Here is a 17269-nt window from a genome sequence, read left to right as displayed (position 1 = left end):
CTCTCCCCCTCTCCCCGATTGGCTATAGCCAAATTAAACAGCAAAAAACCTGCTGAAGTGAAAAAAGCAAGAACCCACAACCCCAGTTGTGACAACAAGCGCAACCAAAATACTTGTAAATATCCAACTTCATCAAACCAAAGAATTTCTGCTGCTAAGTGTGAGGCTAAATCAAATAACAGCCACAAACCTAACAGCAGTACAAATACTCTAAAAGTCCGTTTCATCAAATTGCTGATTTTGGATTTATTTCTATGTGACACACTCCACACACTGACCTGAGTACAGGTACAGTGTGGGCTTCTCAACCAATCCGGCTATTGCGCGCGGAGGCGTTGAGCTTTAAGAACCGCGTGACCGTCGGCTCTATTCTTTATATTCACGGCTGCATTAAGATCGCGATCAAGACTGCATTTACAATTAGGGCACTCGTGCCATCTTTCATGTAGTTTTTTAGGAACTTTCACCCCACAACTAGAACAATCTTGTGACGTACCCGATGGATTCACTGCGATTACCAATAACCCAGCATTCTCGGCTTTGGTTGTCAGTATCGACAGGAAGCTTGACCATCCAGCATCATGCACAGATTTAGCTAGCATCGAACGAGAAAGACCTTTGACGTTTAAATCTTCGTGAACTACAACATCATATTTTTTCAGTAGACTGTTAGCAGTTTTAAAGTGAAAGTCTTTGCGTTTATCAGCGACTTTTTTGTGCTGCTTGGCGACTTGCGTCTGAGCTTTTTTACGGCGACTACTTCCTTTTTTACGGCGTGAGATACGTTTTTGAATTACGCGCAATCGTTTCTGAGATTTACGGTAATGCTGAGGAATTGGGACAACATCACCATCGGAAGTTGTCAAAAAGTCTTTTAAACCGAGGTCGATACCGGTGATTGAATCTGGATTAAAATCGGGCTTAATGGTTGGGACTGTCGTATCTTCAAGGCTTAAAGTTAAATAATAGCCATCAGCTTTTTTGGTAACTGATGCAGTCTTGATTTTAAAGCCATCTGGAATAGGACGATGCAAAATAACTTTGACTATGCCGAACATCGGTAAAGTTATTAAATTACCTTGCAAACACCCATCCTTTATCTGTGGATATGTGAACGTGCGATAACGGTCGCGAGATTTAAACCGAGGTCGTCCACTTCGTTTGCCATTGCTATCACCTTTTAAAAAACGGTCAAAAGTTACTTTAACTCGTTTGACTATATCTTGTAGCACCTGCGAGTAAATTTCGCCGTACCAAGGATGAGTTTTTTTAAGCTGTGGTAGCGTTTTCTTTTGTGAATAATAGTCTGGGTTATCCCGCAATTCTGGTATATGGCAGACAAGAGGACAGGCATTAATAGGTGAACGATTACGCTCGTACCAATCAAATCTATCAGCCAACAAAAAATTATACTGAGCGCATAGCATAGACAGCCATCTGTCTATCTCAATGGCTTGTTCTGTTGTTGGTCGTAGTTTGTATTGGTACGCTGTCCTCACTTGTCCACCCTCAACCATCAAGACTATAATCCCATAAGAGTGACAACAACGGGTAGACAAATATGAAAACTACTAGATTAAATGTCAGGATGTCTGAGCGCAGATTGAACAAACTTCGCTCTTATGCTGTAATGAAAGATAAAACAGTCACCCAGATAGTAGAAGACTGGGTTGATAGATTGCCAAATCTAGAGAGTGTTAAAAATAACGCTGACCCCCTTCCTATCAATCCTGCGGATTGAATTGGTCTGAGGTCGCGTTATTTTTAACCGCCTTATATCTCACCACTGAACGGAGTACCGTTTCAGTGGGAGGCTTACGGCGAAATAGCTAAAATTTTCCATCCCAAATCTCAAATCGCTTTAACTAAACTGCTCACCTGCATCTAAGTTAAATAACATTTGCAGAGTTTGCATACAACGGCGTCTCGCATCAACATCTTGTTGAGCGCGTAACTGCACCATCGGGTCATGTAAAATTTTATTAACAATTCCTCGTGTTAGAGCCTCAATGATTTCCTGATGTTTGTCGCCAAATTCTGAACCCAATCGCGATAAAGCTTTTTCTAATTCTTGTTCGCGAATGGTTTCGATTTTATTCCGCAGACAGCTGATGGTTGTGACAGTTTCTAAACTGCGCCACCAAATATCAAAGGCTTCCGCTTCTTCGTCTAACAGCCCCTCTGCCTCCTGCGCCATCTGGCGACGGCTTTCGTAGTTTTGCGCCACCACCGCCTTCAAATCATCCACATTGAAGGCTTGTACATTTTCCACCTCATTCACGTCCGCATGGACGTTACGAGGCACGGAAATATCAAATAACATTAAAGGTTGGTTCGGTGCTAAAACCATTTCTAATTTAGCGCGGTCAAGTATCGGCTCAGTTGCAGAAGTACTCGTAAACACTAAATCACTGTCGGCAATTACTGTTGTCAATGCTGACATGGGATGAGTTTGAATATTTTGTTCGGGATACTGTCGTGCGAGTTCTGCGGCACGTTCGATAGAGCGATTTAAAATGCAAATTTTCGCAGCACCTTTCGATATTAAATGTTGCACAAGTAACCGCGACATTTTGCCAGCACCGAGAATTGCCACTCGACAAGCCGCTAAATTTTGCACCTTCATTTGCGCCAATTCTACAGCTGCCGAACTGATAGAGACTGCACCAGTACCAATGCTAGTTTCAGTCCGAACCCGCTTGCCAGCCGTTAGCGCTTGTTTAAATAATCGATTCAAAATGGTTTTAATACCGTTATATTGCTGTCCCAATTTGTGAGTATGTTTCACCTGAGCCAGAATTTGACCTTCTCCCAGCACGAGACTATCTAAACCTGCTGAAACCCGCATCAGATGCATTACCGCATCTTGGTGCAGCAACATAAACAGGTGTTGTCGCAGAGACACAACAGGCAACTTGCTGTATTCAGAAAGAAACTGAGTAACTTCTCGAATACCCTGTTCGGTTTCTGGGGTAACGATGTAAATTTCTAAGCGGTTACAAGTGCTGAGGATTGCGACTTCTTGAATATGAGGATAGCTAGCTAAGTGAGCGATCGCGCTTTCAGTTTGTGGTTCTGGAATACTCAGCTTTTCCCGGACTTCTACTGGGGCTGTCTTATGGCTTAACCCCACCACTGCTATATGCATATGTTAAATCGTAATTGCTAAATGGGGATTGGGAAGGGGGAAGGAGATAGGGGGCAGGGGGCAGGGGGCAGGGGGTACAGGGAGGATAATTCTTCTTTCCCTCCATCTCCCTGATTTCCCTACTCCCTACTCCCCACTCCCCACTCCCCATGCCCTATTATCTAGTGCAATTGCACAACCTTAGGATCGCCAGACATGTGAATCGTATCTACAAAACGAGCACTTTTCGACTGGTTGGAAATAACCAAGCTTTGAGTTCTTGCCCCACCGCTGAAAAAGCGTACACCTTGCATCAAGTTACCACTTGTGATCCCGCAAGCAGCGAACAGCACAGTTTCACCAGATGCCAATTCATGAGCATCGTAGACCTTATCAATGTCAGTGATATTCATAGAATTCAACCGCTCGATGTTAGCTTGTTTGCTTTCACCAATCAAACCTGTTTTCACTACTTCTGGATCGTAGATCAATTGTCCTTGAAAGTGTCCACCCATAGCACGCATTGCAGCGGCGGAAATTACACCTTCAGGAGCCGCACCAATACCCATTAGACAATGAATGTTAGTGCCGGCAAAACCACAGGATACGGCTGCACCCACGTCACCATCAGAAATTAGTTGCACTCTCGCGCCGGCTTCGCGGATTTCTTTAATCAAATCGTTGTGGCGTTCGCGCTTCATGACTACTACCACAAGTTCCTCAATAGAGCGCCCCAAACACTCGGAGAGAATCTTCAGGTTTTCCGTTGCTGACTTGTCGATGTCTACTTTGCCCTTAGCGGCTGGAGGTGCTGCTAGTTTCTTCATGTAGAAGTCAGGTGCAGCAAATAATCCACCTTTTTGGGAAATTGCCAAAACAGCCATCGAACCGGGTTGTCCGTATGCTACCAGGTTTGTACCTTCGCAGGGGTCAACAGCGATATCAATTTCCACTAATTCATCTGGGTTACAGAAGTCTTTGGCATCTTCACGAGAACAGATACCTACTTCTTCCCCGATATACAGCATCGGGGCATCATCGCGTTCACCTTCGCCGATAACGATGCGACCGCGCATGTAAATTTTGTTCATTCTCTCCCGCATGGCTTCTACAGCCACTTGGTCGGCGATGTTTTTTTCGCCCTTACCCATCCAACGTGCGGAGGCGATCGCTGCTTGTTCAACAACCTCAATAATCTCTAAACCAAGTGTATTTTCCACAAACTCTACCCTCTAAATTGCTTGACTTTCCGTAGTTTTATCAATGATTTCAGTTTTCAAGTCTACCAAAGGGCGGATACACCTGGAAAATACTCTTGACTTCCTTCTGTGTTAAGTTTTGCTGCTAACTGCTTTTATACCTGTCAAATTTGGCACTTACGTTTACTTATTTTTTGAGTGTTGATCACATCGGCAATAGTCACGCTTGCCAATTTATGCCACGAAGTATTTTTGTGAAATCGAAAACCGCTTTCTAAATACAAAAGCTGCACATTCAAAAATTTTTCAGCGACATAACATGAAATCACGAATGTTTATATTACGTATGATTATAAGTATAGTGAGAGCGAAATCGGTCTTGATTTACTGATAATGTTATCAGTAATGAATTTTTAATTCATAAAATCATTTTTATCAAGAGGTAGAAACACCTGTGGGTTTAAAACTTGAAAAAGTCGTCCCTTGGGGACGTTCGATGACAGAGTATATCAGAATGTTTCACTTGAAAGGTTGTGACCTCAACTTAAAAATTATTGATTGTGCTGGAGGCCCTGCCAGCTTCAACGCTCAAATGAATAGTCAAGGATATCAAGTAGTTTCTTGCGATCCAATTTATCAGTTCTCCGGAAGCGAGATTGCCAAACGCATTCAACAGACCTATTCATTGATTATGAATGGGATTGAGAACAATCAACACAACTACCTTTGGATAGAAATTGAATCTCCGGCAAAGTTAGGCGAGATTCGCATGGGAGCAATGCATCAGTTTTTAGAAGATTTTCCCTTAGGGCTGGAGGAAAAACGTTATTTAACCGATGGTTTGCCTGTGCTACCATTTCAGGCAAATCAGTTTGATTTAGCCTTGTGTTCTCATTTTTTGTTTACCTATTCTGACCACTTTTCCGCAGAATTTCATATAGAGGCGATCGCCGAAATGTGTCGAGTCGCAAAAGAAGCCAGAATTTTCCCTCTATTAAACGTCTCCGGAGAACCCTCTCCCCTACTTCATCGAGTACTGAGCGAATTACAACATCAGGGATATGTAGTTGAAATCAAGCAAGTACCTTATGAATTTCAACGTGGTGGAAATCTACTTTTGCGCGTTTGTCAAGCAAAAGGCAATTCATAATTAGCAATTAACTTTTTCACTCAAGATTTTTTCACTCTTCTAATAGTTAAGCTAGAAAAAAATTACCAAAATCCATAACACCAAAATATGCTGAACTTTCTCAACCCCCTTTTAGGTCGGCACCCAGAACGAGTTAAGGCAAACGTGGAAATTTACACTTGGCAAACTTGCCCTTATTGCATCCGTGCCAAGACGCTACTTTGGTGGAAAGGTGTCAACTTCACCGAATACAAAATCGACGGTGACGAAGCAGCCAGAGCGAAAATGGCTGACCGTGCCAACGGACGCCGTAGCGTACCGCAGATTTTTATCAATAACCAGCATATTGGCGGCTGTGATGACATTTATCAGTTAGATACCCAAGGTCAACTTGACTCTATTCTAAAGACGCTTTGACGAGGAATTAGGGACGCTTGGACTAGGAAAGAAGAGATTTTCATACCTGCTAATGTACGCAGTTTATGATGCTTATTTAGAAATTATTGTTTTGTGCAAAACCATATTTTTTATCAAGACGCGAGGTTTGTTACGTCTTGATATTTTTTTGTAATTACTAATTGCTGAACTAAATTGAAAATTCTTATCCTATTCCCCAGCCCCTTCAAATAAGAATATGTTAACTGAATACTCAGAATATCTTATACATAGACAATGGATGAATCATGCCCTAGAATTTGCACAAGCAGCAGGTAATGCGGGAGAAGTTCCCGTAGGCGCTGTTATAATTGATTCATTTGGCAATTTTATTACGGGGGGTGAAAATCGAAAAGAACGTGACAAAGACCCCACAGCTCATGCAGAAATTATCGCCATTAGGTCAGCTGCAAAAATCTTGCAAAGCTGGCGTCTCAACAAATGCACTCTCTACGTAACTTTAGAACCTTGCCCGATGTGTGCCGGTGCTATTTTACAAGCACGTTTAGGACTTCTTGTCTATAGCGTGGACGATCCAAAAACTGGCTCAATTCGTACCGTCGCCAACATACCTGATAGCGCTGCTTCTAATCACCGCTTGCGTGTAATCGCAGGGGTTGAAGAGTCTAAGAGTCGTCAACAGTTGCAAACCTGGTTTGAAGTTCGCCGAAGCAGCAAAATCTAACGGACAGAGGTCAAACTGTCCGGTAGGTGTGACACAAATCAAAAAAGAAAATCTACGGTGTATCTAAGATAGCTTTGATGACAATTGACCCGACAATCAGCAGCCACCGTGATGATGGAACTTCGCACTTCCGCTAATATTTGCCAGAAAACATCTGCCAATTCTGAAATAATTGCTAAATTGGCTCCTACGACCTCTCAAGTTTCTCCTTGGTTAACTCCCTTGGCATATGTGTTAGGGCGTCATTTCCTTTTACCGTTCTTCTTTGGCCAAATCAGGATCATTGGCGAAGAACATATCCCCACCACGGGTCCAATTATCCTCGCTCCGACCCATCGAGCGCGTTGGGATGCATTGCTAGTACCCTACGCAGCTAATTGCTGTGTGGCAGGTCGAGATTTGCGTTTCATGGTAACAATCAGTGAATGTCAAGGAGTTCAGGGCTGGTTTGTCAGACGCTTGGGGGGGTTTCCGGTAGATCCGAAACGCCCGTCAATTAGCACCCTGCGGCACGGTGTTGAACTACTCCAGCAAGGAAAAACCTTGGTTATTTTTCCAGAAGGTGGGATTTATCGTGATGGTGAAGTTCACCCGTTAAAGCCGGGAATTGGACGTTTGGCTTTGAGTGCTGAATCTAGTCACCCAGGACTAGGGGTGAAAATTCTCCCAATCAATATTAATTACAGCCAACCTTATCCGAGCTGGGGTACGGATGTTAGCATCCACATTGGTTCACCGCTAACAGTAGCAGATTACACTGATGGTTGTGTGAAACAAGATGCTAAACGCCTGACAGCTGATTTAGCAAAGATACTACAACAATTAAGCCATCACGAATCAGAGATGATTAATCACAGATTTGCTGAAGTTCCTAATTCTTAGTCATGTGTCATGAATTCGGGAATTGGGCAATTTGAGGAGGGGGAAAGGGGAAAGGATAAGAAAGAATAAATATTTCCCGCCCACACCACGCTTCCCCCACTCCCCCACTCCCCCACTCTCCCAGTCCCCTGTACGGTGGCGTGCGGGAACTCGATTACACCAATGTTTAGTCTAAAACAAAGAAACTTGGTATGTAGCTTTGCTTTTATCAGAGACCAAAACAGAGTTAAGATACCCGAAGTTTCCATACTTATTGTGTGTAATTGTCGCGCCAATTTATAAGAATGAATTTTACTGCAATTCCCTTAACTCGCTTCACTTGCTTATCATTACTAGCAGCTCTCAGCTTGCTATCACCTGTGAATGCTCAGGTAATCAAGTTACCAAGCAATCCTAACCAAGCACAACCCATTGACCCCGACGACCCAAATAATCTCCGTCCCACGGCACCAAATGGTACTCTTTTAAGCATTGAGGGTGGTAAGCGTCTGATGAGTGAGGCAAGTAGTGCAGTTGGTTCTCAAAACTATGCGACAGCTGCGAAGAAACTCCAGGAAGCACGTCAGGTTTTTAACCAGCTATCTAATTTTTATCAAGACTTGAATTCTAGCTTTTCGGGAATTGATAACAGAATTTCTGATTCCCTGCGAAAAAAAGCGCTCTTAACCGCTCAAATGCGAGATGAATCCACCTATCAGCTAGCGCTGGTACATCGGGCGCAAAATCAACCAGAATTAGCTGTGCCTTTGCTGGTTCAGATTATTCGCTCTCAAAACCCTACGCGGGACTTAGGTAAGAAGGCTTACCAGCAGTTATTAGAGTTAGGTTTTGTGGATTCTCCTTATCCTCGCACTGGTAGTAGTTCACCCTCCTCCCCCTCTCCCCGCACTGGTGGTAGTAATTCCTCTTCTCCCAAAAAATAAAAACTCTTTTTTCGTTGATTATTCTTTTCTCCTCGTCGCCCCGTCCTGAACCCCCAATGCTAGGATGGGGTTGTGTGACACGACTTTAGTTCTTAAAAAGTGCGCGATCGCTTTAGCTGTGTGCTAACCATTGCTAAAATCTTATGTTGGCAAACTTCGGCGACACGTATTTGTTGTTAATAATAGAAACAGAAGTTTTTCAGGAATGGCGATGATTAGTCCGCAGCAAGTTGAGGCAATGATCAAGGCGGAACTGCCAGATGCCCAAGTTCAGGTGCAAGACTTGACTGGTGGCGGCGACCACTATCAAGTTACTGTAGTCTCATCGCAGTTTGCAGGCAAGGGACTGGTGCAACAACATCAGTTAATTTATGCTGCTTTGCAGCAAGCTATGTCAAATGATTCAATTCATGCTTTAGCACTCAAAACGTACACTCCTGAGGCTTGGCAGACAACAGCCGCTTCATAAAGTTATGAGTTATGAGTTACAAGTTATGAGTTGAAACAAGATTTTTACTTCCTCACTCCTAACTCCTAACTCCTCACTCCTCATTCCTAAATCCTCACTCTTGAAACCATAATAGGAAACCGAAAGAACATGACACCAGAAGTTAAAGACAAAATTGACAACTTGTTAACAGAAAACAAGATTATGGTTTTCATGAAGGGAACCAAGTTGATGCCCCAGTGCGGTTTCTCCAACAATGTTGTGCAGATTCTCAACACTTTGGGAGTTCCCTTTGAGACCCTTGACATTCTCGCTGACCAAGAAATCCGTCAAGGAATTAAAGAATATTCCAATTGGCCTACAATTCCCCAAGTCTATATTGATGGTAAATTCGTCGGCGGTTCCGATATTTTGATTGAAATGTACAATAAAGGCGAATTGCAGCAAATGGTAGAAGTTGCTCTAGCTTCGTAAAGCAAAACGTCTTTGGTCATTTGATGCGTATTCGGCGATCGCTCTTGTTTTTGATGAAAGTATTATAAATCGCGCGATCGCCTTCCCATCTTCTTCTAAAATTCCTTCAGGTTTGTGTGGTTAGCCCAAACAAATCTGAAGGAATATTTTTTATAAATACAATTTGTGCCATCAAGACCAATGTTGCCCATTGACCAGTGCCGATAATATGTTATAATTATCAGCGTTGATTAACGATTACTAACGATTTACTCTAAAAGGGCATTAGTAGTAATCGTGTTGTCGTTGTGTCTCTGGCTCTGGTTGGGTCATGACAAAGTTTGAACCATCGTATAAGTAGCGGCTGGCTTCCTCTTCTAAACGATGAATCAAATAAGGTTCAATAGTGTTAGTATGTCGCAGGGCGGCTAGATATCCATCCAAATACATCCGCATATCATCCGTCCGATAACCGCGATTCCATAGCTCGACGAAGGCGTCGGTAAGTCTTTGGTAGTAGCGAATGGTTTGTGTGTCTTGGAGCATAACAGAGGATAGAAATCTCTTTGGAATCAGAATTGTAAATGATTCACACGAAAATGTGAAGTCATACTTTCAGGTTGCCATCAAATTAGAGATGATAACTCTACTTTGGGGATCACTACCTATTGGTTACAGTCTAACTAGATCCTATTCCAGAAGAAGGGAAAAGGAATTGCTAGTAAGATATTCTTATGATTTTCTCTTAAAGTAGCTGAAATTGACCGAGGGGTGTAAGCATTTATTTCATCTACCAGATGGAATACTTTTTCATGTTTATCCTCAAAGATAGCTTTGTTTACTTATAAGGGGAAAGGGCAAAGAGGAAAGGGAAAAATAATCTTGTTGGGGGATTTCGACCCCCATCAATTAAAGACCACTTAAAAAGTGGGGGTAAAGGGGTGCATGAGAGGGGGTAAAGGGGAAGAAATTGGATGGGTGTTTTTTCCTTTACGCTTTTTTCCTTTCCCCTTCCGCAGAAGGTAAGGATTAGCTTATTTGGTCAGATTTTGTTTGTCAATAGCAACGAGGGTGAAAGCAAGATGTTTAACTTAGAAGATTTTACTTTCCCGAAATTCTAACAAAAATTTAAGAAGATTACCAATTCACCTTTACGAAGGCATAAATTACCTACTTATTAGCTTTTTTATTAGAAAAAGTTATGAAGAACGCAATGGAGGTAACAAGGGCTACAAAACCTTAGACATTGGCTTTGTTACTTTGAAAGTCATCGACACTAAGGGGTATTGCCACCGTGGGATCGGTTTGTATTGAAATCATTGAGGGAAATCCCCATCTGAGGTCGTTGCTGGGTTGGCACTTGCAACAACTAGAGTATCGCGTGCATCAAGCTGCCAGTATTTATCAAGCAAGAGAAGTTTTTATCAGCCAACAACCAACACTAATTATTCTTGATGCCGATTTGCCTGATGGGGATGGCATTGAGTTTTGCCGTTGGTTGCATCGTCAGCAACAACCTTTAATTTTAATGCTATCTGCCCGGACTAATGAAGCTGATATCGTGGCTGGTTTGAAGGCTGGGGCTGATGATTATCTCAGCAAACCTTTTGGGATGCAAGAGTTTCTAGCGCGGGTAGAAGCATTAATTCGCCGCAGACGCACACCTGTAGCACCAGCTTATCTCGATTATGGCTCTATCCAAATCGATTTAGTGCAGCGTCGCGTCCGCTTTCAAGGCGAATTTATCGATTTAACACCGCAAGAGTTCAGTTTACTGTATGTTTTGGCGCAAGCAGGCGGAGTGCCTTTAAGTAGGACAGAATTGCTACGTCGTGCTTGGCCTGATGCCATTGACAACCCACGTACTATTGATACTCACGTTTTATCACTACGGAAAAAAGTTGAACTCGATCCTCGACAACCCAGTTTGATTCAAACTATCCGCAATGTCGGATATCGCTTTAACATAGAGATTATAAATGCCAACCCGCCACAATCACAAGCAAAGTTAGCGAAAGAGAGATTCACTAATCAACGTTCAAGTCTTAGCAGTCAGATGTCAGAAGAGGAGGTGGTTACTGGATAGTGGGGTTCATGGGTTCATGGGAAAGAATTATTACCAATACCCAATGCCCAATGCCCAATGCCCAACAATTAACTCCATTCTTCATCAAGTTGAGTTTGTGCTTGTGTCAAACAGGAGCGTAAGTTAACCCAGTCTACCTCTAGGGCTTTTTGATTTGCTAACAAGCGACCTTGCTGTAGGTGTAATAAGCGGGTACAAGACATCTGGGCTAGCTCTAATTGGTGATTTACCATGAGAATGGTGGTTTGATGAGTTTGAGTTAACTCTTTTAAGAGTTGCATCAGATGCTCTGCCGTGCCAATGTCAAGAGTTGATGTCGGCTCGTCTAATAATAAAATTTTTGGTTGGATAATTAAAGCACGAGCGATCGCTATTAATTGTCTTTGTCCTGCCGAAAGTTGCACCTCAGTCCTTCCTAACCAATCATTGGGAATGTGCAGTTGTTCTATCCAGGAATTGACACGTTGCTCAATTGTCTGTTTGGCTAAACCACGCAAAACTAACGGGTAAGCTAACGCTTCTCTCACTGTCATTCCCAATAATTTGGATTCTTGGGCTACAAGTGTCACATTAGCGCGTAACTCTAAGATGGGAATTTGCCGATATTCCTGGTTATCTAGATAGATTTTACCGCTACTCGGTTCATCAAGGCGGTTGATGAGGCGTAATAACGAAGTTTTGCCAGCACCAGTCAGCCCGATAATACCGATAAATTCGCTTTTGGTAACCTCAAAGGAAATATCTTGTAATATGGGATATCCTTGTTGGTTGCTTTTAAGGGTTTTCAGTTTGGCAAATAGATTTACTTGCTCTAGCTTGAGTTTGGGATTATCCAAGTGCAGATTCGGTAGGTACTAATTTTTCTTTATCTCACGCAAAGTCGCAAAGCCGCAAAGGTTAAGAAGATTTAATTTAAGCTACCCAATGTTAAAGCTGTGGTGATAGTCCAAGCATCAACTAATAGTAAGAGGAATGTAGATACAAGTAAAGCTAAGTACATCCACGGTTGTGCTAGAGGGTAGACATCTGTGGTGTCAATTCCTGTTTTGGCTTGCACTTGCCTGACTAATTGGGCAAATCCTGCCACGCGCATCGGTAGTAAATAAGCTTTGCCGTCTTGACTGAGGAAGTAGTAAACTAGACCTCCTTGTCCTGTGGTACGGGGTTTTAATTCTTTGACGTGCGACCAAGGTAAAGACCAACCTTTACGAAAGAAGCGCTTCACCCAAAGGGGGTAGGTAACTTGAATTCCTTGGTCGTCTAAAATTACTCTTTCGGTTAAGACTGCATACAAGGCAACAAAACCGATGCTGATTCCTACCCACAATAATGTTGGGGGTATGGGTGAGGCTGTTGCCCTGGATAAAAAAGGTAACGGTGCTGTGAGGGCTATATAGAGGCTTAACAGGGTGATGCGAATTAAGGGAGAAAGGGGAAAAATCAAAGTTGATTCCATTTTAGATTTTGGACAGGACTTACGTAGAATTATAGAAAAACGAACCGCCAAGTACGCCAAGTACCCCTTCGCGCAGCGTCTCCGTAAGGAGAAGAAATAAGGTTTGAGAGAGTTTTTGCGTAAGTCCTATTTGGATTTACATTTCCAGTCAATCCTTTTTTAAGTTTATGGTAGCTGCTAAACACTAACCTTAAAAAAAGCGAATCGAGTGTTATTAGTCCGCGTTCAACGCTTTGCGAAATACAACTTTATCATCGCCTGTCGCGTAGAAGTCGCGGATGCGAGCTTCCTTTTCGTAGCCGCACTTCGCGTAGAATGCCTGCGCGTGTTCGTAGCTCGGCAACCCCGACGTTTCGACCAACAACAGCCGCTGACCGCTCGCCCGCAATGCATTTTCCACATGCCGCAGCAGCGCCGCTCCGCGCCCCCGTCTCTGATAGTCGGGTCGCACAGCGATCATGTACAAATGCCACGTCCGATCCGCCATCATATCTGGCGCATAGTAGGCGACCCCGCACGGTTCAGCCTCCTCCTCGTCGGTGACCCACACATGACCTTCGTCGATGTTGCCGCCGAAGTAGTCCGCTAGCACTTTGGACAGCGCCTCGGTTTCGTTCGCGCTTAACATCCCTGCCGCCACGGTCAGCGCGATAAGCGCCGCCGAATCGTCGGGTGTCGTAGGTCGGATCATGGGGAACTCCAGTGGAATACGTTCATAAGGTTGATGCGTGTCTTTTCCTTGTCTAACTATTTAATACAAGGAAATTTCCGGTCTATCACACCAATCGATTCAAGCAAATAAAGGGTTGAAGACTGTTGTCATAATATCTAGTCCCAACGAAATAATAATAATCACTCTCGTTTCAAACTTTTCGCAAAATCTAAAATCTAAAATCAGATTACGGCAAATACTTTTGGACTACAATCCAACCAGTTATTGATACCCAAGCAAAACCGACAAATAAAATAATGTTCGTCCCGATGTGTAAAGGTCTAGCCCAGGATTTAAGTGCCCTAATTTGGGTGGCACTAAAAGCAGATACTAAAACTAAGGCTACGACTATCAAACCAGCTAATAAGTGTGACGAGTGTCCTAAGGAACCAAAATGACCGTAAGTGCCAACAATACCGATCGCTAACAGTAACATCACTAAACTTACCATGCAGCAACCCATGAGAAAGTGGAGATCGCGCAGTTTTTGATTTTCCCCCCCAAACGCTGACATAAAAGACAGATGCCGAGAAGTTCTCATCTTAAACATCAAAACCCCAGTTACCGCTAGCAACAAATAAGCCAACAGCGATAACCCCATTGACCAAGCTGCTATTTTCCACAACCAAACAAAAGAAGGCAGATCCATAATAAGGATTGTAGGTGAAAGTGGGGCATTGGGAATGGGGTATTGGGTATGGAAAAAATTTTATTTATTCGTGCATCAAAAATCGAGCGTTTTTAATTCCGATTGACTCTTGACTATTGAAACCATGCCGGTTTAATTGACATTAAGTAGGGAGGCACAATTAAATATAAGATGAAACCTCACCCTCAATCCCTCTCCTTCTGAAGGAGAGGGAAGCCGGAGGCAGGGTGAGGTTTTATATTTAATTTGACCTACTGACTTAATAAAAAAATCCGAAATCCATGTAGAGACGTAAGCTAGCTACGTCTCTACATCTTTTCCACGCCTATGAATAATAAACAGAAGAGGGTTGCTGAGTCCAGCAACCCTCTTTATTGAGCAAAATTGTTTTTTTTAATCAACAGATGCTAAACCAGCCATTTCAAAGGATTGTGTTGTACCTCCGATTTTTGTATTAATTGTTTGCATCAAGTTTTTTTTATTGATTGGATCTATTCCTGTTTCTGAGTCTGTACCAAACTCATTACTACTAGGTTCGTCTAAAGTGAGGCGATCGCATGGAATTGTATCTGATAAAATTGCACTTGCCATCATCCCCGTATGAATCTCTAGGTTAGCTACTCTTGGTGCTTCAAAGACTAATCGTTGTCCTGGAAAAACCACCCGTTCAAAGTACCAGTTGGGAATATCTGAAATGCGAACCACCTGTATTTTGCTCGTGGCATTAACGTAGCAGCAGAGAATTTTCCCTGATTGCTCTGGTGGTAAAGAATCTAATATTTGAGCCATAACTTAATACAGAGCTTTACGCCACAATTTTATATTACACCAGCAAAGCTAGCACCGGCTGATCCCCATATGCTGTAACTCCTAATACCAACTGAGCTTTTCTTGATAATTTCTCTCATAAGTTATGTCAACTGTCTGAAAATATTGTTAAAATTTATGTTTTTTGGGTAATTGTAGATTACGGATCGAGCCTTTGAAGATTTTGCTCTTTGGTGAAGCATCTATAACTTCCTGAATATAAGTAGCGACCACCAATAGCGACGATACTTTGATTTTTAGTATACCGGGGGAGGGATTTTTTTTGGATTCACTTAGAGAAGCGACTAACAGACGCAGGCGATCGCTTAACGGATAAACTGGGTGTTATCGTAAAGTTATATAGAAATTGCTTTCATAAAACCTATCGATAAAAACCATACATCTGTGAGTTCAAAGTCCTATAGCTATTGTTACAGATGCTACATCACTTCTGACTGCGATCAATCATTGGCTGAAATGTCGGATGAGTGATACACAAAGAAAAACCACAACAAACACCCTTGAAACTCAAATGTTTCTCTCTCTTGGACGCTGAAGAATGGCAAAATGGAAGTTAAAACACCGATGATGGAAAACCGAATTCTCTACGTTCGCCTTCCTTGTAACCCTATTTTTCCCATTGGGGTAGTTTATCTTTGCGATCACGTTCACAAACTATTTCCCAATATCGAACAGCGGATTTTCGATTTGGGAACAGTACCACCTTTAGACTATTACTCTGCCCTGGATACGTGTATCGATGAGTTTAAACCAACACTGCTAGTATTTTCTTGGCGGGATATCCAAATTTACGCTCCAGTTGGTGGACGTGGCGGAAATCCACTACAAAACGCCTTTGAATTTTACTACGCCAAGAACCCTTTGATCAAATTACGCGGCGCATTAGGCGGCGGGCGAATCTTCATCGCCTATTATGTAGAATTGTGGCGAAATTTGGGATTAATCAAACGCGGTTTAAAACGCGCTCAAAAATATAACTCCCAAGCACGTGCAGTTGTTGGTGGTGGTGCAGTTAGCGTCTTTTACGAACAGTTGGGTAAAAGCTTGCCTAAACAAACAATTATATCTATAGGTGAAGGCGAAACTCTGCTGGAAAAACTGTTAAGTGGTAAAGAGTTCCGGGATGAACGCTGTTATGTTGTGGGAGAAAGTCAACCACGCGATCGCTTAATTCACGAACAACCCACCCCGTTAGAAAAAAGCGCTTGTAACTACGATTATATACAGAGCATCTGGTCTGACTTCAACTTCTACCTGCAAGAAGAAGACTTCTACATCGGTGTCCAAACCAAGCGCGGATGTCCCCACAACTGCTGTTATTGCGTTTACACCGTCGTTGAAGGCAAACAAGTACGCATCAACCCAGCGGATGAAGTTGTCGCCGAAATGCGTCAATTATACGATCGCGGTATTCGCAATTTCTGGTTTACCGATGCCCAATTTATCCCAGCGCGGAAATTTATCGATGATGCTGTACAACTTTTACAGAAAATCGTCGATTCGGGAATGACAGATATTCATTGGGCAGCATACATCAGAGCAGACAACCTGACACCAGAGTTGTGTGAATTGATGGCAAAAACCGGGATGAACTACTTTGAAATCGGTATCACCAGCGGTTCCCAAGAACTTGTGCGGAAAATGCGAATGGGGTATAATCTCCGAACCGTCTTACAAAATTGCCGCGACTTAAAAGCAGCTGGTTTCAACGACTTAGTTTCCGTCAATTATTCATTTAACGTCATTGACGAACGTCCCGAAACCATTCGCCAAACCATCGCTTACCACCGCGAACTAGAACGCATTTTCGGTGCTGATAAAGTCGAACCTGCTATCTTCTTTATTGGACTCCAACCCCATACCCACCTAGAAGAATACGCTTTCAAAGAAGGCATCCTGAAACCAGGGTACGATCCAATGAGCTTAATGCCGTGGACAGCAAAAAAACTTCTTTGGAACCCCGAACCCCTCGGTTCCTTCTTTGGGGAAGTTTGCTTGCAAGCTTGGCAACAAAACCCCAACGACTTCGGACGTGAAGTCATGAAAATTCTAGAAGAGAAACTCGGTTGTGCTGACTTAGAACAAGCACTTTCCGCGCCAATAGAAACGAAAGATCAGCAACTAGCAGGAGTATCATAGGAGACAAGGGGGACAAGGGGGACAAGGGGGACAAGGGGGACAAGGGGGACAAGGAAAAACTTCTCCCTTGTCTCCCCCCTCCTCCTTGTCTTACCCCTACTCCCCCACTCCCTTGTCT

20 protein-coding genes are annotated in these 17269 nt (G+C 43.0%); 10 read left to right on the top strand and 10 right to left on the bottom strand.

Annotation, left to right across the window (positions count from 1 at the left end; all coding sequences use genetic code 11):
• A partial coding sequence (locus tag OGM63_RS06050; protein WP_263744598.1) for a UPF0182 family protein occupies positions 1–227 on the bottom strand: 227 nt, incomplete at its 3' end.
• A 90-nt stretch (positions 228–317) separates the two neighbouring features.
• Entirely contained in the window at positions 318–1499 is a 1182-nt protein-coding gene (locus OGM63_RS06045) for an RNA-guided endonuclease InsQ/TnpB family protein (protein ID WP_263744597.1), read from the bottom strand.
• Positions 1500–1561: 62 nt separating this feature from the next.
• Between OGM63_RS06045 and OGM63_RS06040 the strand changes: the two genes are divergently transcribed.
• Positions 1562–1741, top strand: a complete 180-nt coding sequence (locus OGM63_RS06040; protein WP_263744596.1) for a hypothetical protein — start codon at positions 1562–1564, stop codon at positions 1739–1741.
• 120 nt (positions 1742–1861) lie between these two features.
• Here the strand turns inward: OGM63_RS06040 and OGM63_RS06035 are convergent, their stop codons facing one another.
• Both OGM63_RS06035 and glpX read right to left on the bottom strand, forming a co-directional pair.
• A complete protein-coding gene (locus OGM63_RS06035) occupies positions 1862–3148 on the bottom strand; it encodes a glutamyl-tRNA reductase (RefSeq protein WP_263744595.1) in 1287 nt (428 codons plus the stop codon).
• Positions 3149–3309: 161 nt separating this feature from the next.
• Positions 3310–4347 carry a class II fructose-bisphosphatase gene (glpX, locus tag OGM63_RS06030; protein WP_263744594.1) on the bottom strand — a complete coding sequence of 346 codons (1038 nt, stop codon included), beginning with the start codon at positions 4345–4347 and terminating at the stop codon, positions 3310–3312.
• 433 nt (positions 4348–4780) lie between these two features.
• On the opposite strand from glpX, the gene OGM63_RS06025 reads away from it, so the two are divergent.
• From OGM63_RS06025 to grxD, 7 genes are all read left to right on the top strand, one after another.
• A complete protein-coding gene (locus tag OGM63_RS06025) occupies positions 4781–5476 on the top strand; it encodes a class I SAM-dependent methyltransferase (RefSeq protein ID WP_263744593.1) in 696 nt (231 codons plus the stop codon).
• Positions 5477–5563: 87 nt separating this feature from the next.
• Positions 5564–5872, top strand: coding sequence for a glutaredoxin 3 (gene grxC, locus OGM63_RS06020; protein ID WP_263744592.1), 309 nt, complete (start codon positions 5564–5566; stop codon positions 5870–5872).
• A 217-nt stretch (positions 5873–6089) separates the two neighbouring features.
• Positions 6090–6575 (top strand): nucleoside deaminase, encoded by a 486-nt coding sequence (locus OGM63_RS06015; protein WP_263744591.1) that lies wholly within the window; start codon positions 6090–6092, stop codon positions 6573–6575.
• An 84-nt stretch (positions 6576–6659) separates the two neighbouring features.
• Positions 6660–7457: a lysophospholipid acyltransferase family protein gene (locus OGM63_RS06010; RefSeq protein ID WP_263744590.1), complete on the top strand. Its 798-nt coding sequence runs from the start codon at positions 6660–6662 to the stop codon at positions 7455–7457.
• A gap of 284 nt (positions 7458–7741) precedes the next feature.
• Positions 7742–8380, top strand: a complete 639-nt coding sequence (locus OGM63_RS06005; protein WP_263744589.1) for a hypothetical protein — start codon at positions 7742–7744, stop codon at positions 8378–8380.
• 211 nt (positions 8381–8591) lie between these two features.
• Complete coding sequence (locus OGM63_RS06000) at positions 8592–8849, top strand: BolA family protein (RefSeq protein WP_263744600.1); 258 nt, start codon at positions 8592–8594, stop codon at positions 8847–8849.
• Positions 8850–8978: 129 nt separating this feature from the next.
• Entirely contained in the window at positions 8979–9302 is a 324-nt protein-coding gene (grxD, locus tag OGM63_RS05995; RefSeq protein ID WP_263744588.1) for a Grx4 family monothiol glutaredoxin, read from the top strand.
• A gap of 264 nt (positions 9303–9566) precedes the next feature.
• Here grxD and OGM63_RS05990 read toward each other — a convergent pair whose 3' ends face one another.
• Positions 9567–9827, bottom strand: coding sequence for a DUF6761 family protein (locus OGM63_RS05990; RefSeq protein WP_263744587.1), 261 nt, complete (start codon positions 9825–9827; stop codon positions 9567–9569).
• A gap of 748 nt (positions 9828–10575) precedes the next feature.
• Between OGM63_RS05990 and OGM63_RS05985 the strand changes: the two genes are divergently transcribed.
• Positions 10576–11367, top strand: coding sequence for a response regulator transcription factor (locus tag OGM63_RS05985; RefSeq protein WP_263744586.1), 792 nt, complete (start codon positions 10576–10578; stop codon positions 11365–11367).
• A 68-nt stretch (positions 11368–11435) separates the two neighbouring features.
• Here OGM63_RS05985 and OGM63_RS05980 read toward each other — a convergent pair whose 3' ends face one another.
• The 5 genes from OGM63_RS05980 to OGM63_RS05960 form a co-directional block, all read right to left on the bottom strand.
• Complete coding sequence (locus tag OGM63_RS05980) at positions 11436–12203, bottom strand: ABC transporter ATP-binding protein (protein ID WP_263744585.1); 768 nt, start codon at positions 12201–12203, stop codon at positions 11436–11438.
• A gap of 71 nt (positions 12204–12274) precedes the next feature.
• Entirely contained in the window at positions 12275–12823 is a 549-nt protein-coding gene (locus OGM63_RS05975; protein WP_263744584.1) for a hypothetical protein, read from the bottom strand.
• Positions 12824–13037: 214 nt separating this feature from the next.
• The gene (locus OGM63_RS05970) at positions 13038–13514 is read right to left on the bottom strand and encodes a GNAT family N-acetyltransferase (protein WP_263744583.1); all 477 of its coding nucleotides are present in this window, start codon (positions 13512–13514) and stop codon (positions 13038–13040) included.
• A gap of 208 nt (positions 13515–13722) precedes the next feature.
• Positions 13723–14184 carry a DUF4079 domain-containing protein gene (locus OGM63_RS05965; protein WP_263744582.1) on the bottom strand — a complete coding sequence of 154 codons (462 nt, stop codon included), beginning with the start codon at positions 14182–14184 and terminating at the stop codon, positions 13723–13725.
• A gap of 393 nt (positions 14185–14577) precedes the next feature.
• Positions 14578–14973, bottom strand: a complete 396-nt coding sequence (locus tag OGM63_RS05960; protein WP_263744581.1) for a DUF1830 domain-containing protein — start codon at positions 14971–14973, stop codon at positions 14578–14580.
• A 606-nt stretch (positions 14974–15579) separates the two neighbouring features.
• On the opposite strand from OGM63_RS05960, the gene OGM63_RS05955 reads away from it, so the two are divergent.
• Entirely contained in the window at positions 15580–17151 is a 1572-nt protein-coding gene (locus tag OGM63_RS05955; RefSeq protein ID WP_263744599.1) for a photosystem II high light acclimation radical SAM protein, read from the top strand.
• The last annotated feature ends 118 nt before the right edge of the window (positions 17152–17269 follow it).

This window comes from Plectonema radiosum NIES-515 (assembly GCF_025753815.1).
GTDB classification, from domain to species: domain Bacteria; phylum Cyanobacteriota; class Cyanobacteriia; order Cyanobacteriales; family Nostocaceae; genus Hassallia; species Hassallia radiosum_A.
The sequence above is the reverse complement of the archived record's forward strand: the minus strand, read 5'-3'. Positions and strand labels throughout refer to the sequence as shown.

Excerpts from the sequence above, each read along its gene's own strand:
- OGM63_RS06040 (WP_263744596.1), top strand. The coding sequence starts at position 1,562 with ATGAAAACTACTAGATTAAATGTCAGGATGTCTGAGCGCAGATTGAAC.
- OGM63_RS06035 (WP_263744595.1), bottom strand. The coding sequence starts at position 3,148 with ATGCATATAGCAGTGGTGGGGTTAAGCCATAAGACAGCCCCAGTAGAA.
- grxC (WP_263744592.1), top strand. The coding sequence starts at position 5,564 with ATGCTGAACTTTCTCAACCCCCTTTTAGGTCGGCACCCAGAACGAGTT.
- OGM63_RS06015 (WP_263744591.1), top strand. The coding sequence starts at position 6,090 with ATGTTAACTGAATACTCAGAATATCTTATACATAGACAATGGATGAAT.
- OGM63_RS06005 (WP_263744589.1), top strand. The coding sequence starts at position 7,742 with ATGAATTTTACTGCAATTCCCTTAACTCGCTTCACTTGCTTATCATTA.
- OGM63_RS06000 (WP_263744600.1), top strand. The coding sequence starts at position 8,592 with ATGATTAGTCCGCAGCAAGTTGAGGCAATGATCAAGGCGGAACTGCCA.
- grxD (WP_263744588.1), top strand. The coding sequence starts at position 8,979 with ATGACACCAGAAGTTAAAGACAAAATTGACAACTTGTTAACAGAAAAC.
- OGM63_RS05990 (WP_263744587.1), bottom strand. The coding sequence starts at position 9,827 with ATGCTCCAAGACACACAAACCATTCGCTACTACCAAAGACTTACCGAC.
- OGM63_RS05975 (WP_263744584.1), bottom strand. The coding sequence starts at position 12,823 with ATGGAATCAACTTTGATTTTTCCCCTTTCTCCCTTAATTCGCATCACC.
- OGM63_RS05970 (WP_263744583.1), bottom strand. The coding sequence starts at position 13,514 with ATGATCCGACCTACGACACCCGACGATTCGGCGGCGCTTATCGCGCTG.
- OGM63_RS05965 (WP_263744582.1), bottom strand. The coding sequence starts at position 14,184 with ATGGATCTGCCTTCTTTTGTTTGGTTGTGGAAAATAGCAGCTTGGTCA.
- OGM63_RS05960 (WP_263744581.1), bottom strand. The coding sequence starts at position 14,973 with ATGGCTCAAATATTAGATTCTTTACCACCAGAGCAATCAGGGAAAATT.
- OGM63_RS05955 (WP_263744599.1), top strand. The coding sequence starts at position 15,580 with ATGGAAAACCGAATTCTCTACGTTCGCCTTCCTTGTAACCCTATTTTT.